The following is a 15549-nucleotide window of genomic DNA, read 5'->3' on the forward strand; positions in this document are numbered from 1 at the left end:
GTTTATTTCAATGCAAGGATTTTATAATTCAATGGTTTGGTTTCGGTTCGGACCAATGGAAATGAATTTGATGGGAATTTGAGTCCATTCTTGTAGTTTTTCGATATAGTTTTTGCAGTTTTTGGGAAGCTCTTTCCAACTGCTGATGTGAGAGATATCCGTTTTCCAACCTGGAAGGTATTCATATATGGGTTTACAATTTTCTAATCCAAAGCTGGGGAAATAGGGCATAGGTTTTTGATTCACTTCATATCCTACAGCAACGGGAATTGTATCAAAATGGGATAAAACGTCAATCTTGGTCAAAACCAGTCCTGTGAGTCCATTGATTCGTCCAGCGTGCTTTACAAGCTCCACATCGAACCAGCCGCATCTACGAGGTCTTCCTGTGGTAGCACCGTATTCATTGCCGTATTTTCGAAGAAGTTCCCCCATTTCGTTATTTTGTTCCGTTGGGAAAGGACCTTCTCCTACTCTTGTCACATAAGCTTTACAAATACCATAAACATTTTCTATATAACGATAGGAAATTCCTGTTCCTGTTAGAGCTCCCCCTACTGTGGTATTGCTGGATGTTACGTAGGGATAGGTTCCATGATCGATGTCTAAGGCAGTTCCTTGAGCTCCTTCTAAAAGAACGGTTTTTCCTTTTTTTAGGGCATCTTCAAAAAACGTGGGAGTGTGAATTACCATGGGTCGTATCTTTTCTGCGAAATCAACGAGTTCTTCGTAAATTGTCTCGAATGGGATTTTGGATAAGTGATAGATTTGTTCAAGTTCTTTGTTTTTTATCTCGACGAAATATTTGAGCCGTTCCTCTAAATTGTAATAAAGATCCCCAATGCGAATTCCGATTCTTAGCATCTTGTCTGCATAAGTGATTCCGATGCCACGTTTGGTGGTGCCAATTTTTCGGTTATCTGCCATTGTTTCTCTGTGGGAATCAATGATTTTATGAAAAGGCAATACGATGTGGGAGGCATCAGAGATAAAGATTCGGTTTTCATAGGAGATGTTTTCTTTTTTTAGACTCTCGAGTTCTTCCAGAAAGGCTTGTGGATCAATTACAACTCCATTGCCTAATACACAGATGGTATTTGGATAAAGCATGCCGCTGGGAATCAGATGAAAGATAAATTTTTTGTTGTTAACAACAACAGTATGACCCGCGTTAGCTCCGCCTTGATAACGCGCTATGATATCAATTTTTTCGCTCAAATAATCAATGATCTTGGCTTTTCCTTCATCGCCCCATTGAGCACCCAAAACAATAGTTACACTCATTCAATCACCTCTATGGAATTAATTAACTCAGAAAAATTAATGGCAAAACCACATGCCGGAACCTTATGATGCGAAAGCTGAAGGGAAAAGTGATCATAAATACCTCCAGAGAGAATTTTTTTATTTGTATTTTGGCAATAGGCTTCTATGATAAAACCTGTATAATAATCAAACTCTCGCACCAAGCTAAAATCAAAAAGAATTTCATTAGTATCATTCTCTGAAAGCTCATGGATGGTATTTTTAACAATTTCGAGAAGTTCGGGCTTTTGGGATAAGATTCGTTTCCATTCTTTAAGGACTTCTTTTTTTCCTACAAGAAAAGGAATTTCCAAGAGATAATCTGCAAGCTTACGAGAAATGTCATGTTTTTTAATGATTTCTTTTAATTTATATTTGTCTTTGAAGTAAAATGCAGTTAGGATTTCTAGTAGAGCCTCCTTGGGATAGAGCTCGAGAAAATGCTTCATGAATAAAGAATTACCCACAACAAAAGTGAACTGAAAAGGAAAGATTTTCAAAAGTTCTTTTGAGGTTTGGTATAATTTCTCCACTCGATGTTCGTAATTTCCTATCCATTCTACGCCTATTTGATAAATTTCTCGATGGAAACCTGCTCCCTTGCTGAAATCTCTATATACTGGTTGTATGTAATAATACTGAATTTTTTCTATCATCTGGGTTTGAAATAAAAACGACTTCATTGCCATTACAGTAATGTCTGAGCGAAGGGAAAGGAGTTCACCATTTGAGTCTTTGACTTCAAAAAGCTTTTCTGCGTAAAAAGATTTTCCATTTAGAAAAGAATTGGTATTGATTAAAAAAAGGTCAATAAAATCAAACAAGGGAGGAATAAATTCAATGAAGCCTTGACTTTCAAGCCATTCTTGGGCCTTTTTTTTGTATTGATTGAAAATCTTGGTTTTTTTTAGAGAGAAATATTCTATACCAGAAGGAATGGATGCGTATTTATTTATGAAATGCATTCGCTCTCAATTTTTTGAGCATTAGAAAAAAATCAATAGAATTTCTCTTGATAGGTTTTGACTTTCCGATAATACAAATAATTATGAAAAAGTTTCTTTTGTTTTTGGTTATTGGTATTGTCGTGATTTTGTTTCTTCTATTGGGAGTTCTTCTTCCGGTTTATTTTATATACCAAAATGGGAAAGGATTTATTGCTGAAATCCAAGAGCAAACCAAACAAAGGGCTTATGAAATCGCTATTGCTTTGGATACCATGAGTGGGGAGAGTTTTTACTATGATAACTTTATTTCTCTTAGTAATGTGATGGCAAAAGTAATTGAGTACAGCAATCAAAGGGATGATCCTTTTAGAATTAAAGAAATCTTCTTGTTGGATAATCAAGGAAATCTAATAGCCCATAATAATATTGTCAAAGTTGCGAAGTCCTTTCAGCCGAAATACGAAAAAGAAACCTTTCGATGGGATGAAGTTCGCTTTCAGGGTAATCCCGTAGAGCTCAAAATCACGGGCTTTGCAAAGTTGGAATTACCCGAAGAATTCGCTCTTTACGAAAAGATACTCTTTTTTGTTCCAGTCAGAAAGATAGTTGAAAATAGTTTAAAAAAGCATCTTCCTGAACTTTTGGCAAATGAATATCACATCATTACCTCTGTTTATCCACCGGATGAAGTATTACCCAAAGCAACGTTGCATATTTTGATACAAAATCAAGGGATACAAAAAGTAACATCTTACTGGTTCGGGGAATTGTTGAAAAACTTTATGATCTTTTTGGGGATTTTTGTCATAGTTTTATTGAGTATGATAACTTTTTTTATTTTGAAAATGGTACCTAAGCCCACAGATGATGATACAAAACAAAATCAAGCCAAAAAAGAACCAACTTACGAAGAAGAGGAATTGCCATTAGAACCCATTAAAGTAGAAGACATCGATACTGACAAAGATTTAGAAAAAGAAAAAAAAGAAGTCAGTATGAGCTCTAAAGTCATTCCTTTTGAAGAAGCCCAAAAACTAAAAATAGAAAAAGAAAAAAAAGAAGAAAAATTTCCAACAATAAACGAAAATATAATGGATGCAGTACCCTTAGAGTAGGAGAACTATGGGAAATCAAACCATTCAAGATATTCTCGCAAATCGAGTGGCGTTTTTGACTCTTAAAGGGGATCTACGAAATGGCAATGCCTTGTCTTTTAAAAAAAGCATCTTTCATCTACCGGAAAATAAAGATTTTTTGATTTTGGATTTGACGAATTTAAATTCTATCTCAGGAGAAGGCATTAAGGTTTTTGTTGAGAGCATTAAGTATTTCAAAAAAAAAAATGGAACCATTGTAGGGATACAACCCAAAGAGGAAGTTTATCTACTCCTGAGATTTTTACAGCTACTGCCTTATATTAAACTGGTTGGTAGCTACGAAGAAGCGAAAGAATATATCGTATCGCAACTACAAACCACAAAAACTCAAACCTTCAACATTGAAGAAAAACATTGGGATGAGATTTTTCAAAAAATTGAGGATTTAAAGACCAATCTCACCAATGCCATAGCCATACAAGAAGAAACTTCGAATTCCCCATCAAACCCAAAATCTCAAGAGACCAACAAGCAACAAGAAGATCATTACGTTGAAGTCAAAATCTTAAATGAATTTACAAAAAGGCAGGAAGAGTCCATAAAACAGCTCGAAGGTTTAAAAGAAAACATTCACAATATCAAAGATCAGCTTCAGAAAATCACTCAACGTTTGGACAAACAAGAATCACCAAACCAACAAAAAGAATTGATCAATCACATAAACAGTAAAATCCAAGAAATCAAATCCTACAATGAATTTCATTTTCGGGAATTCCAAATTCAGTTAAACCAACTCAAGGAAAATCAGAAGAACTTCGACGAAACCCTCACTTCGATTAAAAACGAACTACAAGAAGTCAAACAAGCAATCCAATCAGTCAAAGTAGAAAAAGTAGAAAAACTTGAATCCAATGTAAAAACAGACCTGCAAAAAGAATTCAAAGAACTACAGAAAACCAATAAAGAAGAACCCAAAGTACAAGGCGAAACCCCCAAAACCGAAACCCCTCCGAAAAAAGAAATCAAAAGAATTGATGGTTATATCATAATTCGGTGTCAAAACTGTGGTCAATTACTACGAGTCTATCAAGAAGGAAAACACCTTTGTCCCAAATGTAAGTCCGAGTTTATGGTTTTACCAAAAGGTGAGGTAAAATTTTTTGAACCTTTGTGAGTTCTAGTGCTAAAGCTTCTGTAAAACTGACTTTTTTGACTTTCATTTCTCGGATATTGGGGCTAATTCGAGATCATTTGTTAGCAAGATCCTTTGGAACGGGAATTTATTCTACTTACTGGGAAATAGCCTATATGTTTCCCAACATGCTAAGAAACTTATTGGCAGAAGGAGTTCTTTCTCAATCCTTTGTTCCCTTGTATTCTTCTTCGCTAAAAGAATCTGAAGAGAAAGCAAAACGAGATTTTGGGATAATCGTGGTGGTAGTTGGGATATTCGTTGGGTTCGTGGTGCTTTTTGGGATTTTTCTTTTTCCGATTGTGTTGCCTTACTATGTAGGCAAGCCCAAAGAGGAGATCGAACTTTTGATTTTGGTTTCTCAAATAGTGTTTCCTTTTATTTTTTTTATTAGCCTTTCTTCCGTTTATGCGGGGGTTCTGAATACCCATCAAAAATATGTGGTCCCAACTTTGTCGCCAATCCTACTTAATATTGATTTTATTATTACTTTACTTCTTGTAGGGGTTTTATCGCATTTTTATTTTTTCCCGAAAGATAAGGTTTTGATTCTTTTGGGGGTGATGGTAGTAGTAGGAGCTGTCTTTGTTTTAGGAATGCATGTTTATTTTGTTCATAAGTATCAATGGAGTCCTAAGTTCTTTTTTACAAAGGATTTTGGGAATGAACCCGTCATAAAGGATTTGCTTCGATTGGTGGTGCCTGCGATTTTGGGAGCAAGCATTTTTCAGTTAAATCAACTCATAGATATTTTTTTAGCAAGCTATTTGGTTTCGATTGAAGGGGCTATCCCAGCTTTGAGGTTCGCCCATCGTTTGATTCAATTACCCACTGGTTTGATTGGGGTTGCCATATCTACTACGATTTTACCTACGATTGCTTTGTTTATTCGTAAGGACGTATCCCTCGAGAAAATAGGACAAGAAGTGATTTTTGCTTTGAGGTTTTCTTTCTTCTTGACCATTCCCGCCTCCTTAGGACTTTTTTTGATGGGTCCTTGGATTGTTCATTTTTTGTTCTCTGGTGGACTTTGGGATTTAGGTTCTACTTTCATTACTTTGTGGACCTTACAGTTTTATTCATTGGGGATTCCTTTTTATAGTGCGAATAAAATATTGACTTCGGTTTATTATGCATATCAAGATACAAAAACTCCCATTCGGATTTTACTTTTTGTGGTTGTTTCGAACTTGATTTTGAACTTACTTTTGATACCGTTTTTACAACATGGTGGTTTGGCTTTGAGCACTTCCTTGAGCTCTCTTTTGAATTTTATTTTGCTAATTTATTTTCTGCGATTTAAAGCCATAAAATTGCCTTTTGACCTCCTCAAAGACTTTTTGAAAAAACAAGCCATTTTGATGATTCTAATGTTTTTGTTTTTGAGTGTTGTTTTATTCTGGTTTCCTTTTCCGTTTCAAGAAAATCGTTTTGATGTTGATTTTCTTTTCCAGTTGAATCAGCTAGATCATGAAACCCTAAAAGCTCCAGAAGAAATCCCCAGTCGCTGGGTCTCGCTATGGGTTTTGGTTCTCGCTATTGGCGGAAGTATCCTTCTATATTTTTCTCTTTCTAAGGTGTATCTCAAAGAAGAAATGAATATCATCCTTAGCTACTTACAAAGAAAAAAAATGGCATAATCCTTTTGAAATTCTTTTTACTTTACTTTATTCCAAAAATCTTTATATTGATTTTAAAATCAATTTTGGTGAGAAAAAATGAGCGTTATCATACAAAATAATGAAATCATCAATATCAACCCGGCAACAGGAGAAGAAATCAATCGACTTCCCATCATGAACAAAGAAGAAGTCGAAACGATTATAATCAAAGCAAAAGAATACTTTTCTATTTGGAGCAAGTATTCTTTGAGCGAAAGAGCTGAATTCTTAAAGCGACTTCAAAAACAAATCACAAAAGACATGGATGAATTAGTAAAAACCATCTGCGAAGAGACAGGAAAAACCGAAATGGACGGTGTAGTCGAGGTTTTTACTGTTTTAGAACATTTGAATTATGTCATCAAAAAAGGTCCGAAATTTCTAAAAGATGAAAAACGTTCAACAGGGATATTCTTTCACAAAAAGGCTTATGTTTCTTTCATTCCTAAAGGGGTAGTAGGGATTATTAGTCCATGGAATTATCCATTCATTTTAACGGCAGGACCTTTAGTTCAAGCATTGATGGCAGGAAATACCGTAATCATCAAGCCATCAGAAGTCACACCTAACACATCCCTCAAGCTAAGAGAAATAGCCATCAAAGCTGGCATACCCGAAAATGCCATTTTTGTTGTCACTGGTGATGGAAGAACCGGTTCTTATTTAGTGGAGTCTCCTCATACGGATTTGATTTGCTTTACGGGGTCAACAGCCACTGGGCGAAAAATTGCAGAAATTTGTGGGAAAATGCTAAAACCAGTGATTTTGGAGTTAGGTGGCAAGGACCCTATGATCATTTTTGAAGATGCTAACCTAAAGAGAGCAGCCAAAGCAGCAATATGGGGTGGGTTTTCTAACTCTGGTCAAACTTGCATTGCTGTTGAAAGAGTAATAGTTCAAGAAACCATATACGAAAAGTTCATAGAAATCCTTAAAAAAGAACTTTCTCAAATCAAACAAGGGATGCCTCATGAAGATGTAAGTATGGGTTCCATGGCTTTTGAAAAACAATATCAAATTGTTTCTGAACATATCCAAGAGGCGATGAACTCTGGAGCAAAATTAATTACTTCAGAAATAAAGACTCCAAAAAAAGGTTTCTTTCTTTCCCCCGTGATTTTGACGGATGTTAAAGATGATATGAAAGTTTGGAAGGAAGAAACTTTTGGTCCTGTAATAGCCATAAGAACTTTTCGAACCGAAGAGGAAGCCATACAAATGGCTAACCAAACGAACTATGGATTGAATGCATCAGTTTGGACCAAAGATATCCAACGTGCTAAAAGAGTAACAAGAGCTATCCAAAGTGGTGCTTTGTGTATCAATGATGTGATGGTAAATTACATTATTTCTGATCTTCCTTTTGGAGGTGTTAAAGAAAGTGGCTTGGGACGTGTATATGGAAAAGAAGGTTTGAGAGCTTTTACCAACATGCAGTCGGTTTTAGTGGATGGTTGGAATCTACCTTTTGAGTTGTGGTGGTTTCCTTATACGAAAAGAATAAAAAATTTATTTAAAAAATTTATAAAAATTTACTTTGGTTAGAATGAAAAGAATAAGCATTTTAAATGATTGCCACTATTAAGAGAATATTAAACTATGTTCAATGATTGATGTTAAAGAATACATACCAAATCATATTCAAAAAATGAAAGGTTATGTTCCCGGTCTTCAACTAAATTATAAAGTTATCAAGCTTAATACAAACGAAAACCCTTATCCTTTACCAGATTTTTTGATCAAAGCCATTCAAGACTTTGTAAAAGAAAACATTTTTCATTTATATCCTGATCCAGAGTCAAAAATACTTCGAGAAAAATTAGCAAAAATTTATAAAAAAAACAAAGAAAATATACTGATTGGGAATGGTTCGGATGAAATCCTTTCTATAGTATTTCGAGGGTTTCTCCAAAAAGGAGATCGGATTTTGATTCTTGATCCTTCTTATAGTTTATATCCTGTATTAGCGGAAGCTCTCCAAGTAGACGTAATTTCGGTTCCTCTAAAGTCAGATTTTACAGTTGACTTGGATTTAGTAATACATCACGCAAAATTATATCAACCCAAATTACTTGTGATTACCAATCCCAATGCCCCCACTGGAATTGCCATGAGTAGAAACGAAATCCTTTTTTTGTATAATGAAACTCAGCTTCCAATGTTAGTAGATGAAGCTTATGTATTTTTTGGTGGAGAAACCATCATGTATGAGGCAGGTTCAGAAGACTATCCTTTATTGATGGCATGTAGCACATTTTCGAAGGCTTTTTCTTCAGCAGGTTTGAGATTAGGTTGGCTAATAGCAAATCCAGTTTGGATCAAACAATTCGATAAAATCCGAGATTCTTACAATATCAATATTTTTACTCAAAAAGTGGGAGAAATGATTTTAAATGAATGGGACTATTTCCATTCAAGAATTCAAGAAATCATACAAACGAGGGAGTGGTTTATAGAAAAGTTAAAAGATCTGAATTTTTTTACTCTACCTTCAAAAACGAATTTTGTATTTACAAGTCCACCAGATCAAAATGCTCAAAAATTATACGAGAAATTACTAACAAAAAATATTTTGGTTCGTTACTTTTCGCAAATTCCTGCATTTTTGAGAATCACCATTGGAACAAAAGAACAAATGGAAGTCGTTTATGAGGAAATATATAAAATTCATTCTTAGTTTTCTATTCATTTGTTGGAATTCTTTTTTACTGGGGATTTCTTACGAAGAAATTCAATATTCTCAGTTTCAAAGTTTGATTTTGATGATTGGGAAAGATAAAATCTACACCCATTTAGAAAAGAAATCTCAATCTTTAGGAATTGTAACCGTAGTTGGAGTCATTCGAGCTCCTATCGATGTGGTTTGGAGAACCATCAATAGTGATGATAAAAAACTCTATCCAGAATTTCTCTATAAAGAAGTTAAAAAAATTAGTGAAAATATATTAGTCAAAAAGGCGCTTCTGGATTTCCCATGGCCCTTTGAAAATCGATGGACCATTTACAGAGAGAAGCTTGATCCTAAAATTTATGCCAAGGAGTGGTACGAAATTGGTGGAGATATAAAAGTCAATCGGGGAGCTGTTCGTTTATTTTCTCTCAATCCAGAAGAAACTGTGATGGTGTTCAAAAGCCAGTTCGATCCTGGTATAGGTATTGTTCCAATTTGGGCTATTGAAATGGGAATGAAATACAAAGCTCCCTCAATTATCCAAAAAATTCGAGATTATCTAAAAAATAATCCCCATAAGGGGGAGGGTAAGAATTAATCTGCTAATATAGACGACATAGCATGTAAGCCAATTTCCATTGTTTTCCAAGCAGTTCCTGCGTGGAATGGATCCGCATTACGGAATCTTGTAGGTAAATATAATCCTAAAAACTTCTTCCCAACTCTCCACATGGGAGAAACACCAACTTTATACAAATCAATTCGGCTTTGATCGACTTCTACAGGTTTGTTCTTATCACCAGTTAATTTCAAAGGAACTTGAGCGAAGGTTGCTTTGTCAAACTGTTCCATTATACACATGGAGACGGGATCAAAAAGGTTATTAACTGGATTATTCGTAATATCAGCAAAGATTTTATTTGCAACAGCATCAGCTTGTAAAAATGCTAAGAAGGCTTGCTTAACAGGGAAATCACCTGCATCGCCGGGAGCAAAAATGTTATTGAATCCTTTAACAGAACGATCTTCAAAATTGGTTTCAATGAAGCCTCGATCGTCAGAAGGAAGATTCTTATAAAAAACACTGGCAATATAAGGTGGGAATGAAATCAAAACATCATAAGGGATTTCTTCTCCATTTTGATAAATCACTTTATTTGATAGTATTTCTTTCACTACATACATTTTATGTCCTTTTATGTTTCTTTCTATAAATTCTTGGATGACTACTTCATCTAATCTCGGACCAAAAGCTTGGATATAGCTTTCTTCGTAAGTTGTCCATGTCATTTCTATTTTATTGCGAACCTTCTCCCTTCTTAGATGAGTGTCGATCATCATCACCATTTCGTAAAGCGGACCGGAACATTTGTTATTAGGCGGAACTAAAAACAAAATATGAGTGTTTTGATTGTTTTTTGCACGTTCTATCGCTTGATTTAAAGATTTCCCTAAATTTAACATATCTTGTGAGGTCCATATGGTATTTGCATATTCTTTTAAACCGGGAACCTCTTCTGGTCTCATTGCAGCTCCTGTTGCTATTACGAGATAATCAAAATCTATCTTATGATTTTTTGTATAGAGTTTACTTTCTTTTGGTTCAACACCTTCAACAGGATCAACAATAAAATCAATGTTGTGTTTAGGAAGAACTTCTTTTAGAGGGATTTCTAATTCTTTTGGATCAGTGCCAAAAGGGATATAGATTGTGTTTGGACGAAAAAGAAAATTTTCTTCATTAGAAACAATGGTGATTTTAATTTTGTCTTTGTTGTGCCTAAAAAGATACCTGATTACGAAAGCACTTTCTAAACCAGCAAATCCACTACCAGCAACAACGATGTGTTTTTTATCCATAAAGAATCTCCTTTGAAAATGAATGCATTTAATCTAATGGATTGATTTTTTTGTCAATTCAATTTTTTTGAATTGATAATTTTATTTTATAATTGTAATTCAAATTTAAATAAGCATAAATTTATCTTTAAGCTTGTAAGCTGAATGTTTTCTTTTTGTTTTATTTCATTCTTGTGATGATGTTTGTTGTTGAATATCCCTTTACATATGGAATGATTTTTACGTTTCCACCGTATTGTTCTACGATGGGTGTTTCGGGGAGTTGTTCTTTTTGATAATCTCCTCCTTTTACGTGTATATGGGGTTGGATAACTTTGATTAGCTCAATCGGAGTTTCTTCTGAAAAAAAAGTCACATAATCCACAAATTCAAGAGAGGCAAGTAAAAACATACGATCTTGTAAAGTGTTAATAGGTCGATTTTGACCTTTCAGACGTCTAACAGATTCATCACTATTGATACCTATAATCAAAATGTCTCCTAATTCTTTTGCTTTCGCTAAATAGTAAACATGTCCTCTATGAAGAATATCAAAACATCCATTAGTAAAAACAATCCTTTGGTTTTGATTTTTGAGGGAAGAAACAATCTCTTGCAGGTGATCTCTTTGAAAGATCAATTTTGATTCGATTCTTTCGAGATAGTTCATGATTTCTATATCAACAATTCTTCGGGTTTTACGGTTGCCGCTCCTAATCTTCCTACAACTATCCCAGCTGCATGATTACTCAAGAATGTTGAATACAATAAATCTTTACTTGCGCAATAAGATGCCATAAGAACTGAAATCACCGTGTCTCCTGCTCCTGTTACGTCATAAACTTCTTTTGCTACTGAGGGAATATGATAGGTTTCATATTTTGTGATTAACGTCATTCCTTTTTCTCCTCGAGTGATAAGTACATTCTCACAATTTAGTTTTTCTAGAATTTCCTTTCCACCTTGCTCAATCTCTTGATCGTTGTAGATTTTTCTATTTAAAAATCTACCTGCTTCGATATGATTTGGAGTTACGATGAAAACTTCTTGATAAGAAGAAAAATGACCTATTTGGGGATCTACCGCAATTGGAATCTGGTGCCTTTTCCCCAGAATCACCAGCTCCTCTATCAATTCACGAACAATCACCCCTTTGTCGTAATCAGAGATAATGATGCCATCGATTTTTGATGCAATGGAAGTGATTTTTTTTAATAATTCATCAAGTATTTCTTTCGATATTGGAGTTCGATCTTCTCGATCTAATCTGCATATTTGTTGATGAGTTGCTATAATTCTTGATTTTCTCGTTGTAGGTTTGGAAATAGGTATTAGCAAGTTTTCTTCTGAATGGAGCTGAAATTCTTTCATTTTTTGTAGTAGAATCTCACCTTCTAAATCTTTTCCATAAGTTCCAGCACAATAGGTGGTTATATGTAAAGATTTTAGATTACAAAATACATTTCCTGCACCTCCGGGAATGTGTTTTCTATGAGTTTCTTCAACGATGGGAACGGGAGCTTCGGGAGAAATCCTTTCGGCTTTCCCGAAAATGTATTCATCCAACATGAAGTCTCCAACCACAAGTATCTTTATATCTTTGAACTTTTCGATGATTTGCTTTGTCTTTTGGTTATTCAGGCTCATCATAGATCACCACCAAAATATTATCAGGATGTAAAAGTTTTATTCCCAGTAGAAATTGGATTTCTTCTTGGGGTAATACAATGTGATTTTGATAAATCTGATTGGCATAAACAATATAGGGCTTTATTTGATCATTCTTAACAATAAAATCAGCTTTTTTAAAATATAAATTTTCTTTCGATAAAAAAGACAAAATTCTTTTCCCATTGGTAGAGTAAAGATGGAAAATCAACGTAGGAGAAAAATCTTTTTGGGAAACATAGATTATCACTTTGTTAAATTCTTTTTCTTTTTTTACTGGCAGAGAAAAATCACCTTCAAGAATGGGTTGTATAAAAAAATATCTTTTTAAGAACTCATAAAAATACAAAGTTAATCGGTATTCTATTCTATTTTGATAAATGTTCTTTTTTTCTGTTTGAATGTAATCTTTAATAGAATGAAAGTTTTTTTGTAGGAAGGGATTTTGGGCTATAATTTCTTTGATCGGAGTTTCACCTTCAAATGGGATTTGAAGAAAGTTTTGGATCAATTCAAAATATGCTTGTTTGTAAGCTTCTTTTTCCTGTTCTTGTCTTGGCGTTTGCTCAAAGTTTTGCGAATATTCAATAGAAAGAGTCCCTTTGGTCCAATTGATTATGACATTTTTTTCTTTTTGAAGAAAATCTTTGTTATTAGAATAAATCTCATAAACAAAGAAAATATAAAAAAATATTATAAATTTACCAATATATTTTCCTGATAGCATTTTTTAAGTTCTTCAAAATCATTGACTATGTGATAGTCTGATAGTGCATTGAGGATGAATTTTCCGTATTGTTTCTGATAAATTCTTGAGTCCAAAATTGAGATGATCCCTTTATCGGTTTCTGTTCGGATTAACCTTCCCATCCCTTGTTTTAGTTTGATGATCATTTCGGGGATTTGAACTGAAAGAAAATAATCACGTTCTTTTTCTTTTTCCATTTCACTTTGGGCTTCTTGTATAGGATCAGTTGGCACCAAGAAAGGAAGTTTTACTAAAATCACGCCTTTCAACTTATCGCCTGCTATATCAATTCCTTGACGAAAAGTATCAAGCCCAAACAAAACAGAATTTTTATTTTCCAAATAGTTTTTCAATGCCATAGGAGCTCCCAAGATTTCTTGAGAGAAAATCTTTATGTTTCTGGACAGAAGATAATTCTTGTATTCATCAAGTATGGTTAACTTTTTATAAACATCATTGAGGGTTTTTTTTGATGTAAAAATTACTAAGATGTTTCCTTGTAGCAACTCCAAGTGACGAAAAATTTCTTTAGTTATGTTTTCTACATATTGAGGTGAATCAGGGTTTAAATTTTTGGGAATATAAACTAAGGCTTGTTTTTTATACACAAAAGGAGATGGAACTAAAATGCTATTATATCTAAATTGATCTTTTGCATAATCATCTAATCCGACTTTTTCATTGAAATAATTGAACTTTTGATTTACAGAAAGGGTAGCGGAAGTAAAGATCACACAATTTAATACTTGCAGAAATTTTTCTTTAATGTCAGAACCAACTTCAACAGGGGTAATGCAGATTCTTCCATCTAATCCCGAAGGATCAGACTCAAAATAATGAACGTAATTGTATTTCGGTCCTTCATATAAGGTGTTCAGGATATTCTCAATCTGGTTTAAGTATGCTTTTGATTGTTCTAACTCCAATTCTTTTTTATTTCTCTCTTCAGTTTTAGATTCTGGGAACAACTCTAATATGTGATTTTGTTTGTTTTCTAATTCGCCTTTTATATCAATTAATTGATTAAGCAAGCTCAACAAAGAAGGATGATGAATACGATTCTTGATTCTGATTTTTAATTCTTGATTTTGGTGATTCGAAAAAATTTGTTTTTTGATTTCATTGAAAAACTCATCGATCAATCCCACGTTCGGGATTTGATGTTTTTTAAAAAAAGATTTTAGTTCTTGTGATGACAAACATTGAAGGCTTTGTTCCCGAAAAATCTGGGGGAATGAATGAGCCTCGTCGATAATTGCTATTTCGAATTTTGGAAGTAACGTAAAGTTACTTATGATATGGGAAGCAAGAAGATGGTGATTCACAATGAGAATTTTGGCTTTTTCCCATTTTTTCTTTTCAAGAAAGTAGTATGATATATTGAAATTAGGACATTGATTTTTTAAGCATAAATCGGGAATTCTCACAACTTCATCGATAAAATTTTTTGGTAATTCTTTGGGATATTCAAAAATCAACCCTCTTTGGGTTTGCTTTTCCCATTCTTTAAAGTCCTCAATCTCTACTTTATCCGAAAACTTGGATACTTGTTCAGAATTTAAAAATTCCTGAAGCCTTCTTTTACATATATAATTCATGGAACCAAAGGCAATTTCTGCATGGATTTTGGTTTGTAGAACCTTTTCAACTATAGGTAAGTCTTTGTATAGGATTTGATTTTGGAGAGTTTTGGTTTCGGTACTGATTAAGATTTTTTCATTTTGAGTAGCAAGGATACTTGCAATAAGGTAAGCAAGGGTTTTTCCCGTTCCTGTTCCAGCTTCTGCTACTAAAAAAGATTCTTCTTGGATTGCTTGATAAATGGCTTCTGCTAATCGAACTTGACTTTCTCGGATTTGGTAATTAGGAAAGATTTGTTTCCATAAATTAGCATTTTCAAATATCGGTCTCACTTTGTCCATATTTTTGATGAATGATTTCTCTCAAATAGATTGCAGGTAAATAATTACTAGCAATTCGTAAACAAAAGTTTATACATTGTATACTTCTTTCTGGTTTGTTTTGTAGAAAGTAAATCCAAGACAATATATAATAAACATGGGATTTTGTTTGTTTGTCGAGATAGGGTAGATATCTTTGTAACCACTTCAAAGCCTTTGGATATTCTTGGTTGAGAAATAGTAATTGCAAATAATGGATTTTTAAGTGATAATCTTTTTTATTTTTCCAGATCAACTTAAAAAGATGCTTTTTTGCCTTTTCTAAATCTTTTCGAAAATATGTGTAGTATTCACTCATTAGGTAATTTCCATAATTTGGTTCTACTTCTAGAATGTGATGTAACAAATATTCAATTTGATCCCTTTGTTGAGAGGATAATGCTTTTTGGATATAATCCAAATAATAATTCATAAGTTCAATTTTAGATAAATAAATAAAATTTAAAGCAAATTTATAAAT

The 15549-nt window shown here is 33.7% G+C and carries 14 protein-coding genes; 6 read left to right on the forward strand and 8 right to left on the reverse strand.

Annotated elements, in window-relative coordinates:
• Positions 1–21 precede the first annotated feature (21 nt).
• Both NZ853_04355 and NZ853_04360 read right to left on the reverse strand, forming a co-directional pair.
• Positions 22–1284, reverse strand: coding sequence for an adenylosuccinate synthase (locus NZ853_04355; protein MCS7204906.1), 1263 nt, complete (start codon positions 1282–1284; stop codon positions 22–24).
• Positions 1281–2270, reverse strand: a complete 990-nt coding sequence (locus NZ853_04360; GenBank protein MCS7204907.1) for an ATP phosphoribosyltransferase regulatory subunit — start codon at positions 2268–2270, stop codon at positions 1281–1283. Before NZ853_04360 ends, NZ853_04355 begins: the two co-directional genes overlap by 4 nt.
• A gap of 83 nt (positions 2271–2353) precedes the next feature.
• Between NZ853_04360 and NZ853_04365 the strand changes: the two genes are divergently transcribed.
• From NZ853_04365 to NZ853_04390, 6 genes are all read left to right on the forward strand, one after another.
• Positions 2354–3367: a hypothetical protein gene (locus NZ853_04365; GenBank protein MCS7204908.1), complete on the forward strand. Its 1014-nt coding sequence runs from the start codon at positions 2354–2356 to the stop codon at positions 3365–3367.
• A gap of 7 nt (positions 3368–3374) precedes the next feature.
• The gene (locus tag NZ853_04370; GenBank protein ID MCS7204909.1) at positions 3375–4523 is read left to right on the forward strand and encodes an STAS domain-containing protein; all 1149 of its coding nucleotides are present in this window, start codon (positions 3375–3377) and stop codon (positions 4521–4523) included.
• Positions 4520–6181, forward strand: a complete 1662-nt coding sequence (murJ, locus tag NZ853_04375; GenBank protein MCS7204910.1) for a murein biosynthesis integral membrane protein MurJ — start codon at positions 4520–4522, stop codon at positions 6179–6181. Before NZ853_04370 ends, murJ begins: the two co-directional genes overlap by 4 nt.
• A 78-nt stretch (positions 6182–6259) precedes the next feature.
• The gene (locus tag NZ853_04380) at positions 6260–7747 is read left to right on the forward strand and encodes an aldehyde dehydrogenase family protein (protein MCS7204911.1); all 1488 of its coding nucleotides are present in this window, start codon (positions 6260–6262) and stop codon (positions 7745–7747) included.
• Between the two features lie 103 nt (positions 7748–7850).
• A complete protein-coding gene (hisC, locus tag NZ853_04385; GenBank protein ID MCS7204912.1) occupies positions 7851–8879 on the forward strand; it encodes a histidinol-phosphate transaminase in 1029 nt (342 codons plus the stop codon).
• Positions 8851–9471, forward strand: a complete 621-nt coding sequence (locus NZ853_04390; protein MCS7204913.1) for a hypothetical protein — start codon at positions 8851–8853, stop codon at positions 9469–9471. The genes hisC and NZ853_04390 overlap by 29 nt, the downstream gene beginning before the upstream one ends.
• Here the strand turns inward: NZ853_04390 and NZ853_04395 are convergent.
• From NZ853_04395 to NZ853_04420, 6 genes are all read right to left on the reverse strand, one after another.
• Positions 9468–10733 carry an FAD-dependent oxidoreductase gene (locus NZ853_04395; GenBank protein ID MCS7204914.1) on the reverse strand — a complete coding sequence of 422 codons (1266 nt, stop codon included), beginning with the start codon at positions 10731–10733 and terminating at the stop codon, positions 9468–9470. The genes NZ853_04390 and NZ853_04395 overlap by 4 nt on opposite strands.
• 160 nt (positions 10734–10893) lie before the next feature.
• On the reverse strand, positions 10894–11382 hold the full coding sequence (gene rfaE2, locus NZ853_04400; GenBank protein ID MCS7204915.1) for a D-glycero-beta-D-manno-heptose 1-phosphate adenylyltransferase: 489 nt from the start codon (positions 11380–11382) through the stop codon (positions 10894–10896).
• Positions 11383–11387: 5 nt separating this feature from the next.
• Positions 11388–12362 carry a D-glycero-beta-D-manno-heptose-7-phosphate kinase gene (gene rfaE1, locus NZ853_04405; protein ID MCS7204916.1) on the reverse strand — a complete coding sequence of 325 codons (975 nt, stop codon included), beginning with the start codon at positions 12360–12362 and terminating at the stop codon, positions 11388–11390.
• Positions 12346–13107: a hypothetical protein gene (locus tag NZ853_04410; GenBank protein MCS7204917.1), complete on the reverse strand. Its 762-nt coding sequence runs from the start codon at positions 13105–13107 to the stop codon at positions 12346–12348. Before NZ853_04410 ends, rfaE1 begins: the two co-directional genes overlap by 17 nt.
• Positions 13074–15050, reverse strand: a complete 1977-nt coding sequence (locus NZ853_04415; protein MCS7204918.1) for an ATP-dependent DNA helicase — start codon at positions 15048–15050, stop codon at positions 13074–13076. The genes NZ853_04410 and NZ853_04415 overlap by 34 nt, the downstream gene beginning before the upstream one ends.
• Positions 15025–15501: a hypothetical protein gene (locus NZ853_04420; protein MCS7204919.1), complete on the reverse strand. Its 477-nt coding sequence runs from the start codon at positions 15499–15501 to the stop codon at positions 15025–15027. Before NZ853_04420 ends, NZ853_04415 begins: the two co-directional genes overlap by 26 nt.
• Positions 15502–15549: the final 48 nt, after the last annotated feature.

Source organism: Leptospiraceae bacterium, assembly GCA_025059995.1.
Classification (GTDB): domain Bacteria; phylum Spirochaetota; class Leptospiria; order Leptospirales; family Leptonemataceae; genus SKYB61.